Source organism: Streptomyces sp. NBC_01257, from assembly GCF_035917255.1.
Lineage (GTDB): Bacteria > Actinomycetota > Actinomycetes > Streptomycetales > Streptomycetaceae > Streptomyces.
In genome coordinates, this window is sequence record NZ_CP108472.1 from 5,099,790 (window position 1) to 5,116,242 (window position 16,453).

A 16,453-nucleotide genomic window follows, 5' to 3' on the forward strand; every position below is an offset into this window, starting at 1 on the left:
ATGACCCCAGAGAGCACCGACACCGAGCCGAAGTCCGCGTCCGCTGCCGTACGTGTCGCCTGGGGAGTGCTCGGGCTCTTCCTGCTCGTCTGGACGGTCTTCGAGGCGGTGAAGCACACCGGTCTCACCATCCCGCTCGCGGTGGCCGGGCTGCTCGTGCCCTTACTCGCCAGGCTCGCGCCGGGCACGGCGGCCGTCCAGAACCTGGTGCTGCGCGTCTGGATCCCGCTCGCCATCATGCTGGTCTGCTCCGCCATTCCGGGCCCCGCCGAGGACACCGCGGCCCCCTTCACCTTCGGGATGGCCTGGCTGACCCACCTCGCGCTCAGGCGCGCCCTGGGACACGGGATTCCCACGGCCTGACGGACCACCGGCGCCACCCGAAGGGCCCGCGGCCACCCCAGGTCGCGGGCCCTTCGCGGGTCCGGACCCGCGCAGTCCGCGGCGTCCTTTACCGGGCCACTAGCCCCGGCTGGGAGCGTGGGTGCCGATCGACCGTCACCCACAGAAGGAGTATCCAGCCCATGGACAGCACCGCGTCCTCCGTCGGCCAAGACGAGCTTCAGTACCCCTTCCGCCGCCCCTCGGCGGTGCAGGTTCCCCCCGTCTACGAGGAACTGCGCGCCCAGTGCCCGGTGGCCAAGGTCCGGCTCCCCAGCGGGGACGAGGGCTACGTGGTGAGCCGCCACGAGGACGTCCGTGCGGTGCTGGGCGACGCGCGCTTCAGCCGCGCGGCCACCGTGGAGCCGGACGCGCCGAAGCTGACCAACCTGCCGCCCATGCCCGCCAGCCTGTTCACCATGGACCCGCCCGAGCACACCCGGCTGCGCCGGCTGGTGTCCCGCGAGTTCACCGCCCGCCGGGTGGAGAACCTGCGCCCGCGCATCCAGGAGCTCACCGACGAGCTGCTGGACGAGATGGAGAAGATGGACGGTCCGGTCGACCTCAACACCGTCTTCGCCTTCCCGCTGCCGGTCATGGTGATCTGCGAGCTGCTCGGAGTGCCCTTCGAGGACCGCGACAAGTTCCGGGGCTGGTCGGACGCGTTCGTCTCGCTGACGTCGATGTCGCCGGAGGAGATGAACACCAACCGCATGGAGCTGTTCGGCTACCTCGGCCAGCTCGTGCAGCGCAAGCGCGAGGAGCCCGGCGACGACCTGATGAGCGCGCTGGTGAACGCCCACGACGAGGAGGGCAGCCTCAGCGAGATGGAGCTCATCGTCATGGGCATCACGCTGCTGGTCGCCGGCCACGAGACCACGGTCAGCATGATCGGCACCTGTGTGCTGACGCTGCTCCGCCACCCCGAGCACACGGCGGCGCTGCGGGAGCGGCCGGAGCTGATGGTGCACGCCGTCGAGGAGCTGATGCGGATCAACCCCATCGGCGACGGCGGCCCGTACCGGATCACCCTGGAGGACGTCGAGATCGGGGGCACCCTGATACCGAAGAACAGCGGCGTGATCGCGGCGACCAGTTCGGCCAACCGGGACGCCGACCGCTTCACGGACGGCGACCCGGACACCTTCGACCCGACCCGCCCCTCGGCCACCGGGCACCTCGCCCTCGGCCACGGCGCGCACTTCTGCCTGGGCGCCGCGCTGGCCCGGGCGGAGCTCCAGATCACGCTCTCCACACTGCTGCGCCGCTTCCCGGACCTCGCCCTCGCCGACGACGTGGACAACCTGCGGATGACCACCGGGATGATGGTCCACGGCCTGGAGCGGCTGCCGGTCACCTGGTGACGACCCGGTACGGACCGCTCCACGCCACTGCCCGGACCTCCGACGGAGGCCCGGGCAGTGACATGTCCGGCGACGCACGGCCTGCGCCCTCCCACCGGGCGACCGGTGGGAGGGCGCAGGCCGTGCGTCGCCGGACCCTCAGGCCCCGGCGCGGGGCTGCGTGGTACGGCGGTCGGCGACCGGACCGGGCTTCTGCAGCTGGAAGTAGGCCCCGGCCAGAACCCGCAGCTTGAGCCGCGGGCTGCGATCCATCACCCGGTAGAGCGAGCGCCGCAGCGCGCCGCCCAGCGGGCTGTGCAGCTCGAACAGCTTCTCCTGGCGCAGCTGGAGCCGGCGGGAGCGGCTCACCGGCTTCTCCCGGGAGCGCTGGAACTCCTCGGTGGCCCGCTCCACCGCGCCTGCGTCGACGGCCGCGAACGCCCGCTCCAGCAGCGGCGCCAGCGTGACGGCGTCGATGATGGCGTGGTTGACGCCCTGCCCCAGGATCGGGGTCAGGGTGTGCGCGGCGTCCCCGACCAGCACCAGACCGGGCATCGACCAGCGCGGCACCACACTGGTGAAGATGTCCAGCATCGAGGTGTCCGACCAGCTGGTGACCTCCTGGCGGACCGCGCCGGACAACTCGGGCGCCAGCAGGTCCAGCCGCTCGTACAGCGCGGTCAGGCCCTTGGCGCGCAGCTCCTTCAGCCCGCCCTTGGGGATGTTGAAACCCACCCGGACGCTGTCGGGGTGGGTGGGGATGAAGAGGCCGTGCTGGTCGCCCCGGATGCGGATGCGGTAGGTGCGGTCGTCCCACTCGGCGGGGAACGGCAGCTTCAGCCACACCACGTCGCGGTCCAGCGGCACCTTCTCGTACGGCAGTCCGGACATCTCGCGGACCTTGCTGAAGCGTCCGTCGGCGGCCACGGTCAGGGCGGCCCGCACGGTGACCTCACCGTCGGGGGTGCGGGCCCGTGCCCCGGTGATCCGGCCGTCGTCGTCACGCAGCAGTCCCACCGCGGTGCCGCGGCGCAGCAGCGTGAAGCCGGGCAGGTCCTCGCCCACCTCGGCCAGTGCGGAGAGCAGCGCGGGCTGCGGAAGCTCCACCGGGTAGGGGTTCGGGTAGGGGAAGCGCTCGAAGTCGGCGCGCATGACGGTCCGTCCGCCGTCCATGATCTCCATGTGGTGCATCCGCTGGTAGGAGCCCTCCAGGCGGTCCAGCAGCCCCAGCCGGTCCAGCAGCCACACCGAGTCGGGCGACACCGACTCGCCGCGGAAGGAGCGGTCGAAGTGGCCGCTCTGCTCCAGCACCACCACGGAGACGGAGCGCCGGGCGAGCTCCACCGCGAGGGCGAGCCCGGCCGGCCCGCCGCCCACCACGCACACCTGGGCGGTCAGCTCTGCTGTCATCGTCGTCCTGCCTCTCTGGGGAGCCACGGTCGGGTCGGATGCTCCAGCGGGGAGCTAAAGGCGTCCTTGCGGGATCTGCGCCTCCACCCGGGTCTTCAGGGCATCCGTCAGGGTGGCGAAACCCTCACCGCTCTCCCGGACGAGCGAGCCGCAGAACGGGACCAGCAGCCCGCTGAACCGCTCGCTCTGCCGTACGTGGGTGCCGCCGTCCCGGGCGGTCAGCTCGAAGCTGTGCAGACCGTCGAAGATCCCCGGAATCCCGAGCCGGCCGCGCCAGCGCAGCAGCCGGCCGGGCTCGGCGGCCAGCACGGTCGGCGCGAAGTCCATCTCGCGGCCGCCGGGCAGCCGGAAGCGCAGCGCCAGCCGGGTGCCGGGATCGGCCCGCCCGGCGGCGGAGACCAGGAACGGGTTCCACTCCTCGAAGCGGGCGAAATCGGTGAGTACGTCCCACACCCGGCCGGGATCGGCGACGATGTGGACCTCGGACGAGATACGGCGCATGGGAGGGTGCACTCCTTTTCACGGCGGCGGGGTCGGGCGGAAAGCGGGGCATCCGGCCCCTGCCGCACTCTGCGGTCCTCCGCTTCAGCCCGGCTAAACGCTCCGGGGGCGCCGGTCCGGGTCCCGGTGCGGTCCGCACAAGTACCCCTTAAGAGCACCCGGCCAAGCTCCGGGTGCAACGAACCGATCATGAAGGCCAGGGTGAAGGAAATGGCGGCCAAGCGGCGATCGAGCGAGCCGGACACCGGCGAGATGGTGGTCGTGCACCGGCTCTTCCAGCAGGAGTACCGCACAGCGGTCGGTCTGGTGGAGGCGGTCGACGCCGGGGACACCCGGCGCAGCAGGACCGTGGCATCCCACCTCGACGCACTCGACTCGATGCTGGAGGAACACCACCTTGCCGAGGACGAGCTCGTATGGCCCAGGCTGGAGGGGGACCCGGAGGTCGACCCCGCTCTGCTGTTACGGATGGAACAGCAGCACGAGCGGATCGCGGGATCCCTGGGACAGGTTGCCGACGTGCTGCCCCGCTGGCGGGACTCGGCGGATCCGGCGCTGCGTGACGTACTCGTCAAGGCCTGCACCGACCTCCTGCCGGCCCTGGACGAACACCTCGCGGACGAGGAGCGGCACATCCTTCCGCTGGTGCCCGGCCGGTTCACCGCCGAGGAGTGGGGACGGCTGAGCGAGCGGGGCCGCGACGCCGTGCCCAAGGAATACCGGCTCTACATGCTCGGCGCCATGGCCTCCGCGGCCGGTCCCGAACACTACGACGAGTTCCTCGGCCGGCTGCCCGGACCCGTGCGGCTGCTGTGGCGGGTCGCGGGCAAGGGGCTGCACCGCCGTGCGAGGGCCGGACTTCACGGGACGCGGTCGGCCGGCCGCGCCTGAGCGACAGCGAGGAGGGGAAAGGCCGTGACGGCACCCACAGCACCGAGGACCGCGCAGACCACCCGGGCCGATGCGGCGGAGCGGCTGCGCGCCCTGCACGACGAGGGCCGCATCGCGGCGGAGTACCCCCGGGTCCCGGGGCTGCTCGCCGAGATCGCGCAGGCGAAGGACGGCTGGCGGGGCCTGTCCCGGGCCGGCGGACTGCTCGCCAGGACCGAGCCCGGGGCGGTCCGTGAACTCCACCCCGGCGCGGTCCCGTTGACCGCCGCCGTCACCGGCCACGGCACCCTGGACGCGCTCGGCGCCTCGCTCACCGCGGAGCTCGCCCGGCACGGCGTGCCGCTGCGGCTGCTGCGGGGCGAGCACGACTCCTGGCTGCGGGACCTGCGCGACACCGGCAGCCCGCTGTACGCGCCGGACACCGAGCTCGCGCTCTGCCTGCTCGACGCACAGATCGTCTTCGACGAACTCCCCGCGCCGTGGGGCCCCGGTGATGTGTCCGAGGTCCTGGACGCCAAGCTCCGGCTCCTCACCGGACTCGTCGAGCAGTACATGCGGCACGGCTCCGGAGTCCTGGTGCTCAACACCCTGCCGCTCCTGACCGTCCACACCCGGCAGCTCGTCGACCACCGCTCCCGTACGGAACTCTCGCTGAAATGGCGCGAGTTCAACACGGGGCTGCTGCGGCTCGCGCTCGATCACCCGCGGGTGCACGTGATCGACCTCGACCCGCTGATCGCCGAGTCCGGACCGGTGCGCGACAGCCGGCTCGCCGCGTACGCCGGTGTGCACCTCGGCGAGGAACTGCTGGCCCGGTACGCCCGGGAGATCGGCCACCTGGCCCGGGCCGTGCGCGGCCGCACCAAGAAGGTGCTGGTCGTCGACCTCGACAACACCCTGTGGGACGGGATACTCGGCGACGACGGACCGGGCGGCATCGCGGCGGCGACGACCTACCGCGGAGCGGCGTTCGGCGCCTTCCAGCAGGTCGTCAAGCAGATCGGCTCCCAGGGCGTCCTGCTCGCCGTCTGCAGCAAGAACGACCGGGACGCCGTCATCGACGTACTGCGCGACCACCCGGACATGCGGCTGCGCGAGGCCGACTTCGTGGCGGTCAGCGCCAACTGGGAGCCCAAGGACGGCAATCTCCGCGCCATCGCCGAGCGTCTCAACCTGGGCGTGGACAGTCTGGTCTTCGCCGACGACTCGCCCTTCGAATGCGGGCTCGTCGCCGCGAACCTGCCCGACACCGCCGTGGTCCGCCTCGACGAGGAGCCCGCCCTGCACATCGGCCGGCTGCTCGCCGACGGCTGGTTCGACACCCGCGAGCTGACCGACGCCGACCGGGACCGGGCCGGTCAGTACCGGGCCGACGCCGGGCGCCGTGACCTCCTGGACAGCACGGGGTCGATGGACGACTACCTGCGGGAGCTGGACGTGCGCGTCGACGTCTCGCCGGTGCGCCCCCACGAACTCGCCCGGATCGCCCAGATCACCCTGCGCACCAACCAGTTCAACCTGACCACCCAGCGGCTACAGAAGGCCGACGTCCAGCAGCGGCTCGACTCCCCGGACCATCTCGTGCTCGCCATCCGCACCGGCGACCGCTTCGGGGACAACGGCGTCGTCGGGGCCCTGTTCGCGCACCGCGACGAGGACGGCCTGCACCTCGACAACGTCCTGCTGAGCTGCCGCGTCTTCGCCCGCGGCATCGAGCAGGCGGCGCTCGCCGCACTGCTGGACCACGCCAGGGAGACCGGGGCGCCGGCCGTGCACGGCAGCTACCTGCCGACCGCCAAGAACCACAAGGTGCGCGACTTCCTCCCCTCGCTCGGCTTCGAGACCACGGACGAGAACGCCGAAGGGCACCTCGCCTTCCGCCACTCGCTGGCCGTCATCCCCCAGGCCCCCGGTCATGTGACCCTCGACGTCTCCTTCCGGCCCGGCCCCGGCTGACGGGTACCCCCAGACCGCCTGCCGTCCGCCCATCCCCCGGGGTGGACGGCAGGCTCCCGCATGCCCGGACGAGCGGGCGAACTCGCAGGTGACACAAGCGATGCCTTAGTGCGGACACGCACGATCGGACCTGTCCGAACACCCTTCGCCGGCACTTTGCCGACGGATCTCGGAGAGGCCAGGGAAAGACGTTGACACGCTTCCGAACCTTTACGGAACTCGTCCTGACGCGCACCGCCGAGCTCGGTGCCGAGGACGCCTTCATCTTCCTGCGGGACGACGCCGGCGGTTCGGCCCCGGAGCACCTGACGTACGCCGGACTCGACCGGGAAGCGCGCCGGATCGCCTCGTGGCTGCAGGACAGCGGGGCCGCCGGCCGCCAGGTGCTGCTGCTCTACCCCTCGGGCACCGACTTCATCAAGGCGTTCACCGCGTGCCTGTACGCGGGGGCCGTCGCGGTGCCCGCCACGCTCCCCACCGAGCAGGGCCAGCACTTCGCCCGCGTCTCCGGCATCCTGCGGGACGCCGAGGTGCGCGCGGTGCTCACCGACTCCGCCAACGCCCCGGAGATATCCGCCTGGCTGGCGGCCGAGGGCATGACGGACGTCGTCTGCCTGGCCACCGACGACGTGTCGGCCGGCGATGCCGGTGCCTACACCGAGACGACGGTGACGCCGCAGGACCTGGCGTTCCTGCAGTACACATCGGGATCGACCAGTGAGCCCAAGGGCGTCATGGTCAGCCACGCCAACCTGCTGGCCAACGAGGCGGCGATCCAGCGCTCGGCCGGCACCACCGCCGAGTCCCGCTTCGGCGGCTGGCTGCCCTTCTACCACGACATGGGACTCATCGGGCACATCCTGCACCCGCTCTACATCGGCGGCTCGGCGGCCCTGATGTCCCCGACGTCCTTCCTCAGGCGGCCCTACCGCTGGCTCCGGATGATCGACGACCACGGCGTGACCATCGGCGGCGGGCCCAACTTCGCCTTCGACCTGTGCGTGCGCCGCATCAGCGACGAGCAGCTGTCCACCCTGGACCTGTCCCGGTGGGTGACCGCGGCCAACGGGGCCGAGCCCATCCGGCGCGAGACGGTGCAGGCCTTCACCGAGCGCTTCGCGCCGGCCGGATTCCGGGCCGAGTCCTTCTTCCCCTGCTACGGCATGGCCGAGACGACACTGCTGGTGTCCGGCACCCCGCTCGGCCTCAGCCCGGTGAACCGGGCCGTGGACCCGGCCGCCCTGGAGCAGGGCCGGCTCGCCGACCCGGCGGACGACGGCCGCTCCCGGACCCTGGTCAGCAGCGGCGTGGTGCACGCCGAGGACTTCGAGGTGCGGATCGTCGATCCGGAGACCTTCCTGGAGCAGCCGGCAGGCGGCGTCGGGGAGATCTGGGTCAAGGGCGACAGTGTCGCGAGCGGCTACTGGAAGCGCCCGCTGACCAACGAGGAGATCTTCGACGCGCACATCACCGGCGCCGACGGCAGCCCCGACGAGGGCGGCTGGCTGCGCACCGGTGACCTCGGCGCCCTGGAGGGCGGGCAGTTGTACGTCACCGGCCGGCTCAAGGAGATCGTCATCTTCGCCGGCCGCAACCTCTACCCGCAGGACGTCGAACGCGCCGTCCAGTCCAGCGATTCCTCGCTGGGCCTCGGCTCGGGCGCGGTGTTCTCGGTGGAGACCGACCGGGAGCACCTGATCATCGTCCAGGAGGTCCGGGCCAGCGCCGTCAGCACCGACCTGCGCGCGGTCGCCACCGGCGCCCAGGCGCTGATCGGCAAGGAGTTCAACGTCTCCGCGGGCAACGTGATGCTGGTGCGGCCCGGCACCATCCGCAAGACCACCAGCGGCAAGATCCAGCGCACCCTGATGCGCAAGCTGTTCCTGCAGGGCGCGATCACCCCGCTCTACGAGGTGCTCGAACCCGCCGTCCGGGAGGTCGTCGCCGATGCCACCGACCGCCCACTGGAAGCGGCGGTCTGACATGGAGCATCCGCCCTACCGGCTCGCCGAGGAGCTCGACCGCTTCCTCGGTGACCCCGGCGACCCCGCCGGCCCGTTCTCCCACGTGCGCTGTGTGGAGCTGGACGAGAAGGAGGAGTTCCCCGCCGACATCTGCCGCCTGCTGGAGGAATGGGGCCTCACCGACTACTACGTCCCGGCCGAGCACGGCGGGCGGCTGCACAGCTACGAACAGGTGCTGCAGCTCATGCGGACCGTCGCCCGCCGGGATCTGACCGTGGCCGTCGGCCACGGCAAGACCTACCTCGGCGGGGTGTGCGTATGGGTGTCGGGCACGCCCGAGCAGGCCCGCCGGCTCGGTGCGGACGTCCGGGCCGGTGTGCCGGTCTCGCTCGGGCTCACCGAGCGGGCCCACGGCAGCGACCTGCTGGCCGGTGACGTGGCGGGTACGGGCGAGGAGGCGGGCTGGCTGGTCAGCGGCGAGAAGTGGCTGATCAACAACGCCACCCGGGGCAGCCTGCTCTCCCTGCTCACCCGCACCGATCCGGCGGGCGGCCCGCGCGGGTTCAGCGTGCTCCTGGTCGACAAGAGGAAGCTCGGCAAGGGCAGTTACCGCCACCTCCCCAAGGTCCGCACCCACGGCATCCGGGGGGCCGACATCTCCGGTATCGCCTTCGACGGCGCCCTGGTGGACCGGCAGGACCTGGTCGGCACCGAGGGCGGCGGCCTGGAGACGGTCCTCAAGGCTCTTCAGCTCACCCGCACCATGTGCGCGTCCCTGTCGCTCGGCGCCGCCGACCACGGGCTGCGGATCGCCGCGGACTTCGCCGAGGAGCGTGAGCTGTACGGACGCCGTCTGATCGACCTCCCGCAGGCCAGGTCGGTGCTGAGCGCCGCGGCCGCCGACGTGCTGCTGCACGAGGCGCTCGCCGTGTTCGCGGCCCGGGCCGTGCACACCCAGACGGACGAGCTCAGCGTCACCGCGGCCGTCACCAAGTACCTGCTGCCCAGCGGCACCGAGGGCGTGCTCTCCGCACTGACCCGGGTGCTCGGCGCCCGCGCCTTCCTCAAGGGCGTGTACGCGGGCGGGATGTTCCAGAAGATCGAGCGCGACCACCGGATCGTCGGCCTCTTCGACGGGAACACCCTGGTCAACCTCAACTCGCTGGTCAACCAGTTCCGTTCGCTGGTACGCGGCAGGCGGCGCGGCACCGGAGACGAGGCGGGAGCGGTGGCCGCCTACGACCTTTCGGTGCCGGTCCCGCCGCTGGACCCGGCCCGGCTCTCCCTGGTGGCCCGGCACGGCAGCGGCGTACTGGCCGGCCTGGACGCGTCCGTCGCCGAGCTGCGCCGGCGCGCCGAGGACGACCCGGCCCTGCGCGGCGCCGTCGAGTCCGCCGAGCGGCTGGTCGCCGTGGAGCGCCGGGTGCACACCGAGATGGAGAGCCGGCAGGGCCTGATCGGTGATGTGCCGCCCGAGGTCTTCGACCTGGCGCGCCGGTACACGCTCTGCTACGCGGCGGCGGCCTGCATCGGACTGTGGGTGCACAGCTCGGGCCTGGCGGCCGGCGGCGCCACCGCCGCGCTGTGGCAGGACGGCCTGTGGCTGCGTGCCGCGCTCGACCGGATCCTCGAACGTCTCGGTGAGCCCGGCAGCGGTGACCCCGAGGCGTACGAAGGGCTGCTGGCGCATCTGCGGGCCGGCCGCCGGACCGGAGAGCTGTTCTCGCTGCTGCCCCAGCAGCTGCCGGGACGGCTCCCGCTGAACCACACCGGCGCAACTGCCGGAACGAGCTGAGAGAGGACGCCATGCTGATCGGTACTTCGGCCTCGGGAGCGTATGGAGCGTCTTCCGGCGCCCCTGACGAGACCCACGACGCCGGCCAGGAAGCCAGGGTGGTCGCCCGCGTCGCCGAGCTGGAACAGCGCCTGGGCGACCCGACCGACGAGCGGGGCGAGGTCTCCCACGCCCGGCTCCTGGAGGCCGACGAGGCCGGAGAGCTGTCGGAGCCGGGCGAGCGGGCACTCGACGAACTGGTCCTCAACGCCGACTTCGTGCCGCGGGCGCACGGCGGCAGGCTGGAGCGGATCGACACGCTGGTGCGTGTGATGCGCCAGGTCTTCCGCCGGGACATCGCCCTCGGGCTCGGCTACGGAGTCACCTCCTTCATGGCGGGCGTCAACGTCTGGGCCTCGGGCGACGACGAACAGCGCTCACGGCTCGCCCGGCTGCTGCTCGACGGCGGCAAGGTCTCCGTCGCCTACCACGAGCTGGCCCACGGCAACGACTTCGTGCGCAACGAGTTCCGGGCCGAGCCGGTGCCCGGGGGCTACCGCCTGGACGGCGCCAAGCAGGTCATCAACAACGCCGACCGGGCCAGGGCCTGGGTGCTGTTCAGCCGGACCGACCCCGCGCCCGGCAGCCGCAGCCACTCCGTGCTCTTCGCCGAGCGGGACGGCCTCGACGAGGACCGCTACCGCGTCCTGCCCCGCTACGACGCGGTGGGGGTGCGCGGCTGCCATCTGTCCGGCCTGGACTTCGACGGCTGCCAGGTGCCCTCCTCCGCGCTCGTCGGGGAGCAGGGCAAGGGCGTCGAACTCGCCCTGCGCGCCTTCCAGATCACCCGCAGCGCGGTCCCCGGCATGGCGCTCGGGGCGACCGACACCAACCTGCGTACGGTCGTCGGCTTCGCGCTCGGCCGGCAGCTGTACCGGCGCTCGGCCATGGAGATCCCGCACGCCAGGGCCACCCTGTCCGCCGCGTTCCTCGACCTGCTGATCTGCGACAGCCTCTCGCTCGCCGCCACCCGCGCCGTGCACGTGCTGCCGGAGGAGACCAGCGTGTACGCGGCCGCGGTGAAGTACCTGGTCCCGAAGATGCTCACGGACGCCATGTACGACCTCTCGATCGTCCTCGGCGCCCGCTTCTACGTCCGCGAGGGCGAGTTCGGGATCTTCCAGAAGCACGTCCGGGACCTGCCGGTGCTCAGCCTCGGCCACGCCGGGTCCGCGGCCTGCCAGGCCACCATCATCCCGCAGCTGTCCCGGCTCGCGAAGCGCGCCTGGTTCGCCGGCGACCCGGCGCCGCCCACCCTGTTCCGGTTCCGGGAGGACCTGCCGCCCATCCCGTTCGACCGGCTGACGCTCGCCAGCGGGCGGGACTCCCTCAGCGCCTCGCTCGTCGCGGCCGTGGACGAACTGCCCAGCAGTACGCCCGAGGAGCGGGCCGTACACGGTTCGGCGCTGCGGATGATGGACGAGCTCCGCCAGATCCAGGAGCAGAGCCGGGGCCTGGAACCGCAGGACCGCACGGCCCTGGCGAGCCCGGGCAGCTTCGCCCTGGCGGACCGGTACGCCGTGCTGCTGGCAGCGGCCTCGGTGATCGGCGTCTGGCAGCAGGCCCGCGACGGTGACGACCCGTTCCTCGCCGACCCCGCATGGGCCGCAGCGGCTCTGCACCGGCTCGGCCGGCGCCTGGGCCGGCCACTGCCCGACCTGCCCGAATCCTGTGAGCGCAGGGTGCACGAAGAGGTGCTCCACCGCTTCCACGAGAACCGCAGTTACGACCTGTACAACACCCCGCTGGCCGGCTGACAGCCGGAGCCCGGTCGGCAACCGCCGCACCGTCCGTCCCTCGCCGAGGAGTGCACCATGCCCGTTCCGACCACCGGACACACCACCGAAGAGCTGACCACGTGGCTGGCCGAGCGCATCGCCCTGTACCTGAAGCGGCAGCCGGGCGAGATCGACCCGGCCGTGCCGCTCGCCGAGTACGGCCTCGACTCGGTGGCCGCACTCAGCCTGTGCGGCGACATCGAGGAGGACTTCGACCTGGTACTGGAACCGACCGTGGCCTGGGACTACCCGACGGTGGCGGCGCTGGCCGGGCACCTGATGGAGACGTTCGCCGACGGGGTGAGGACTGCCTGATGAACGAGATCGCCATTGTCGGGATCGACTGCAGGTTCCCGCAGGCGCCCGATGCCGGGGCCTACTGGGAGCTCCTGATGCGGTCGGGGGACGGGGTCGGTCACGTCCCGGGACAGCGCTGGGACGCCGCCGACTTCCACTCGCCCACCGGAGCCGAGGGGCACTCCAACACCACCGAGGGCGGGTTCATCGACGACCCGGACGCCTTCGACAACGAGTTCTTCACCATCTCGCCGCGCGAGGCGGCCGCCATGGACCCCCAGCAGCGGCTGCTGCTCCAGTGCGCCTGGCGGGCCGTCGAGGACGCGGGACTGCCGCCGCAGCGGCTGGCGGGCACCCGCACCGGTGTCTTCGTCGGCATCATGGGCAACGAATGGGCGCAGCTGCACCTGACCGACTACGCCCGGGTCACCGCCCAGGCGGGCTCCGGCAACGGCTACTGCATGACCGCCAACCGGATCTCGTACCACCTGGACCTCAAGGGACCGAGCCTCGCCGTCGACACGGCCTGCTCCTCCTCGCTGGTCGCCGTGCACCTGGCGGCCAACGCGCTGCTCGCGGGGGAGTGCGACCACGCGATCGCGGGCGGCGTCAACGTCGCCCTCACCCCCGCCCTGTCGATCTTCTACACCCAGGCCGGTCTGTCGGCACCGGACGGCCGGTGCAAGCCGTTCAGCTCCGAGGCGAACGGGATCGGCCGGGGAGAGGGCGTCGGAGCCGTCGTCCTGCGCAGGCTGGAGGACGCGCTGGCCGACGGCCAGCAGGTGTACGCGGTGATCCGGGGCACGGCCGTCAACCAGGACGGCCGCAGCAACGGGCTCACCGCCCCCAACCGCTGGGCCCAGCAGGAGGTGCTGGAGGCCGCCTACGAACGGGCCGGTGTCGAGGCCGCCGACGTCGTGTTCACCGAGGGACACGGCACCGGGACCGCGCTCGGCGACATGATGGAGGTCAAGGCGCTCGGCCACCACCACGCGGGCCGCACCGGCAAGCCCATGGCCCTCGGCTCGGTCAAGGGCAACCTCGGGCACACCGAAGGCGCGGCCGGCATCGCCGGGCTCATCAAGGTGGCGCTCGCCCTGCACCACCGCACCGTGCCCCCCAGCCGGTTCTCGGCCAAGGAGAACCAGCAGCTGAAGCTACGCGAGCACGGTCTGCGGCTGCTCAAGGCACCGCTGAAACTGGCGAACACGCCGACGCTGGCCGGCCTGAGCAGCTTCGGCATGGGCGGCACCAACGCGCATGCCGTGCTGGAGTCCGCGCCCGCCCACGCGGTCCGCCCCCGGTCCGCCCCTCCCGGAGGAGAGGCGGACACCGGCATCGGTTCCGCGGTCTTCACCCTGACCGCGCCCACCCCGGACGCGCTGCGCCGCAACCTGCTGAGCCAGGCCGACGCGCTGTCGGGCCGGCGGGTGCCGGTCGGCCCGCTGAGCTGGACCGGGAACCGGGTCAAGTCCGGTCACCGGTACCGGTTCGCGGTGCCGGCCGGGGACACCGGTGAGCTGGTGCGCGGGCTGCGCGAGGCCGCCGCCGACCCGGATCTGCTGGCGCGTCTCACCGGAGCGCCCACCGGCCGGCCGCGCACCGCGTTCCTCTTCACCGGCCAGGGGTCCCAGTTCCCGCGGATGACCGCGGGGCTGTACGAGGACGCCCCGCTCTACCGGCGGTTCCTCGACGAGGCGGATGCGGCGCTCCTGCCGCACACCGGCCGGTCCGTACGCGATCTGATCCTGGACGGCGACGAGGCGGTGCACCGGACGGCGTGGGCGCAGCCCGCGCTGTTCGCCGTCGGGTACGCCCTCGGGCGCACCCTCCAGGAGCTCGGTGTCCAGCCCGGCGCGCTGCTCGGCCACAGCGTCGGCGAGTACGCCGCCGCCTGCCTGGCCGGGGTGTTCCCGCTGGACGGCGCGGCCCGGCTGATCACGGCCAGGGGCGCCCTGATGCAGGAACTCCGCGAGGGCGGCGGCATGCTGGCCGTGCTGGCCGGACGCGAGGAGCTCGCCGACCGGCTGGCGGGCGAGGACCAGGTGGGCATCGCGGTGATCAACGGCCCCCGGGCCGTGGTGCTGTCGGGGGATCTGTCGGCGCTGCGCCGGATCGAGAAGGACCTCGGCCGCGACCGGGTCCGCACGCGGATGCTGACGGTCTCGCACGCCTTCCACTCGTATCTGATGGACCCGATGCTGGAACGATTCGCCAAGGTTGCCGACGAGGTGGGCGGCGGGGTCCCCGACCTCCCCGTGTACTCCACCGTGCACGGCCGCCGGCTGGACGGCGAGGCGATGGACGCCGACTACTGGGTGGCGCACATCAGGCAGCCGGTGCTGTTCGCGGACGCCGCCACCGGGCTGCTCGACGACGGCGCGAACCAGGCGGTCGAGATCGGCCCCTCGCCGGTCCTCGCCTCGATGGCACGCAAGCTCGGCCCGCCCCGGCAGGGACCGCGCCCCGCCTTCGTCCTGCCCGTACGGGGCGCGGAGTCCGGCGGCCGGGACCTGGCCCAGGCACTGTCCGATCTCTACCGCGGCGGCCTCGACCCGAACTGGGACGCCGTCTACACCGAGCGGGAACGCACCCCGCAGCGCCTGCCCCTGTACGCCTTCAGCGACGAACACCGCTACTGGACCCGCGGCCCGATCCGGGCCGTGGAGACCCCGCGGGACGACTTCCCGTACGGCCCGGCGGTGCTGGCCGCCCCGGAGACCGCCGGCGCCCCGGGCAGGGACCGGGCCACCGCCGTACTCACACTGAACCGCCCGGCCGCCCCGGACCCCGTGTCCGAGGCCGTGCTGGAGGCGATCGGGCAGGTGGGCGGGTACGAGACCGCCGAACTCGCGCCGCACCTGCGGCTCTACGAGGAACTCGGCTTCGACTCCGTGATGATCATGGAGCTCAAGAACCGGATCGAGGAACGGCTGACGGGCATCGGCCCGCTCACCGTGCAGGACCTGCTTCCCGTCCTGTCCTCGGTCGGCGACCTCGTGAACTACCTGCGCGCACGTGACGCCTCCGCCGCCGGCTCCGGCATCGAGGAGAGGACCGCATGACCCAGGAGACCACCACCCCGACGACGTACATCGTGTCGGTCGGCACCGCCCTGCCGGGCGAACCCGTGGACAACGCCCAGCTCGCCAAGGTGCTCGGCGTCAACGAGGAATGGATCGAGGTGTTCATCGGCACCAGGACCCGGTACTTCGCCCGTGACCTCGGAACCGGTGAGGTCCGCTGGTCGCTCGCGGACCTGTGCGCCCAGGCGTCCGAGCGCGCGCTGGCCGCATCGGACGTCGACCCGGGCGAGATCGACTTCATCGTGCTCGGCACCGCCACCCCCGACACCCTGATGCCCGCCACCGTCAACAACGTCGCCGACCAGCTCGGCCTCGACCAGGTGCCCACCTTCCAGCTCCAGTCGGGCTGTGCCGGCGCCGTCCAGGCGCTGGGCCTGGCCCAGACCATGATCGCGTCGGGGCAGTACCGCACCGGCCTGGTCATCGGCGGTGACGTGTGCAGCAAGCACCTCGACGTCCAGCGCGACCTGACCGGAGCGGCACCGAGTGACCTGGTGAACTTCGTCCTGTTCGGGGACGGGGCGGGCGCCGCCGTCGTCAGCGCCGAACCGCGCGGCCAGCGGGTGGCCCTGCGCCACGTCCTCAACCGGTTCACCGGCCTCGGCCGCAAGCCCGGACAGGTCATCGAATGGTTCGGGCTCGCCGACCGGCACGACGACCGGCAGGCGCTCACCGAGGACTACAAGGCCATCGAGCAGCACGTCCCGGTCATGGCCGTGGAGATCCTCTGGGAACTCCTCGGCGAACTCGACTGGGGTGCGGAACAGCTGGACTACCTGCTCCCGCCGCAGCTCTCCGGCCGGATGACCCGGAAGATCACCGAGGAGCTCGACGTGCCCACCGCACACGAGATCTCCTGCGTCGCCGACACCGGCAACAACGGCAACGCACTGCCCTTCCTCCAGATCGAGAAGACGCTGACGAGGATGTCGGCGGGGGAGAAGGCGCTCGCCGTCGCCATCGAGTCCAGCAAATGGATCAAGGCCGGATTCGCCCTGGAGAAGATATGAAC

At 72.1% G+C, this 16,453-nt stretch carries 12 protein-coding genes; 10 read left to right on the top strand and 2 right to left on the bottom strand.

Translation table 11 applies throughout. The annotated features are described in order from the left end of the window. Together OG408_RS22025 and OG408_RS22030 are read left to right on the top strand one after the other, a co-directional pair. Positions 1-363, top strand: coding sequence for a hypothetical protein (locus OG408_RS22025; protein WP_266781085.1), 363 nt, complete (start codon positions 1-3; stop codon positions 361-363). 161 nt (positions 364-524) lie between these two features. Further along, positions 525-1,745, top strand: coding sequence for a cytochrome P450 (locus OG408_RS22030; protein WP_285570872.1), 1,221 nt, complete (start codon positions 525-527; stop codon positions 1,743-1,745). Positions 1,746-1,883: 138 nt separating this feature from the next. On the opposite strand, the gene OG408_RS22035 is transcribed toward OG408_RS22030, so the two are convergent. Continuing rightward, positions 1,884-3,134 (bottom strand): FAD-dependent oxidoreductase, encoded by a 1,251-nt coding sequence (locus OG408_RS22035; RefSeq protein WP_326671521.1) that lies wholly within the window; start codon positions 3,132-3,134, stop codon positions 1,884-1,886. Between the two features lie 54 nt (positions 3,135-3,188). After that, the gene (locus OG408_RS22040) at positions 3,189-3,635 is read right to left on the bottom strand and encodes an SRPBCC domain-containing protein (RefSeq protein WP_326671523.1); all 447 of its coding nucleotides are present in this window, start codon (positions 3,633-3,635) and stop codon (positions 3,189-3,191) included. 189 nt (positions 3,636-3,824) lie between these two features. Between OG408_RS22040 and OG408_RS22045 the strand changes: the two genes are divergently transcribed. From OG408_RS22045 to OG408_RS22080, 8 genes are all read left to right on the top strand, one after another. Then, positions 3,825-4,526: a hemerythrin domain-containing protein gene (locus tag OG408_RS22045; RefSeq protein WP_266781093.1), complete on the top strand. Its 702-nt coding sequence runs from the start codon at positions 3,825-3,827 to the stop codon at positions 4,524-4,526. A gap of 24 nt (positions 4,527-4,550) precedes the next feature. After that, positions 4,551-6,482 (top strand): HAD-IIIC family phosphatase, encoded by a 1,932-nt coding sequence (locus OG408_RS22050; protein WP_285573761.1) that lies wholly within the window; start codon positions 4,551-4,553, stop codon positions 6,480-6,482. A 191-nt stretch (positions 6,483-6,673) separates the two neighbouring features. Further along, positions 6,674-8,464 carry a fatty acyl-AMP ligase gene (locus OG408_RS22055; RefSeq protein ID WP_285573764.1) on the top strand — a complete coding sequence of 597 codons (1,791 nt, stop codon included), beginning with the start codon at positions 6,674-6,676 and terminating at the stop codon, positions 8,462-8,464. A 1-nt stretch (position 8,465) separates the two neighbouring features. Next, complete coding sequence (locus OG408_RS22060) at positions 8,466-10,241, top strand: acyl-CoA dehydrogenase family protein (RefSeq protein WP_285573766.1); 1,776 nt, start codon at positions 8,466-8,468, stop codon at positions 10,239-10,241. 11 nt (positions 10,242-10,252) lie between these two features. After that, on the top strand, positions 10,253-12,037 hold the full coding sequence (locus tag OG408_RS22065; protein ID WP_266781101.1) for an acyl-CoA dehydrogenase: 1,785 nt from the start codon (positions 10,253-10,255) through the stop codon (positions 12,035-12,037). Positions 12,038-12,094: 57 nt separating this feature from the next. Further along, positions 12,095-12,373 carry an acyl carrier protein gene (locus tag OG408_RS22070; RefSeq protein ID WP_123524458.1) on the top strand — a complete coding sequence of 93 codons (279 nt, stop codon included), beginning with the start codon at positions 12,095-12,097 and terminating at the stop codon, positions 12,371-12,373. Further along, a complete protein-coding gene (locus tag OG408_RS22075; protein WP_326671529.1) occupies positions 12,373-15,420 on the top strand; it encodes a type I polyketide synthase in 3,048 nt (1,015 codons plus the stop codon). The genes OG408_RS22070 and OG408_RS22075 overlap by 1 nt, the downstream gene beginning before the upstream one ends. Further along, entirely contained in the window at positions 15,417-16,451 is a 1,035-nt protein-coding gene (locus OG408_RS22080; RefSeq protein ID WP_266781106.1) for a 3-oxoacyl-ACP synthase III family protein, read from the top strand. The genes OG408_RS22075 and OG408_RS22080 overlap by 4 nt, the downstream gene beginning before the upstream one ends. The last annotated feature ends 2 nt before the right edge of the window (positions 16,452-16,453 follow it).